This is a genomic window from Areca yellow leaf disease phytoplasma (assembly GCF_041920595.1).
Window position 1 is genome coordinate 482537 of sequence record NZ_CP169277.1, and the last position, 1103, is coordinate 483639.

Consider the following 1103-nt stretch of genomic DNA (forward strand, 5'->3'; position numbering starts at 1 on the left):
TACACATGTATTGCTCTTTCTTTTTGTTTTTTATACCCCTAATTTAAAATATTTTGATAATTATGTTATTTTACTTAATTTATTAATAGTTTTTACCTCTGTTTTTGCTTTTAAATGTTTGGCTTATTTTATTTGTCTATTGCAACAAATAAATCATTTCCTTTTAGCTCCCTAATCAACTACCCTATTATTTGGTGTTTTTTTTATAATTTAACTTAGTTTTTGCTACTTTTTGTTGTTTTATTTTTTTATTTATCTTGGTGTTTTTGATTGCGATTAAAATTATTATTCATAGTTTTTCTTTTCTTTGTGTGTGTAATTTTATTATTTATATTAAATTAATAAAATGTTCTTTATCAAACATTGAGGAAAAAAGAAGAGGGGGCAAAAATTATCTTTATAATAGTTAAGGTAAGTTTTAATTCTAGGATTTAAGAAAATAAAAAAAAATAAAAATAAAAATAAAAGTAGCAAAACGGGGATTAAATTATAAAAAAACACCAAATAATAGGTAGTTGATTAGGGAGCTAAAAGGGAAATGATTTGTTTATTGGTAATAAGGGGCAACCAAATAAAATAAGAAGCCAAATATTTAAAAAGCAAAAACAGAGGTAAAAACTATTAATAAGTAAGTAAATGCTTTTATAATTATCCAAAATATTTTAAATTAGGGTATAAAAAACAAAGGCTTATAAGATAAATCAACTAAAAAATAATCTAAATCAAAACTGCAATTTGTTGTAGAGCGCATTTGTTGGGCTTGCATATAAGCTAAAATATTGGTGGATTACTTAAAAAAGCTAGCTTTAAATAGATGAAATAAGGCATAAAGAGTACAAAAAAGCTATTTTTGCTTAATAAAGCAATTATAAAATTAAGGGAAGGAAAACTTTAATAAAGAGCCAATATTTTGCTCCCATTTTTGGCAATCCTAACTTATCGCCAATAAATTAACACAGGTGTGAATCCCTAACAAAGTAGAAATGACCAATGTGTTTTGCAAGGAAAAAACTTTTGTTTCTTTGTTGTTGGTTTTAGCATATGAGACATTCCTTTCTAAAGAAATATCAAAATTACTGCATCAGACAAAAACCAATACGTAA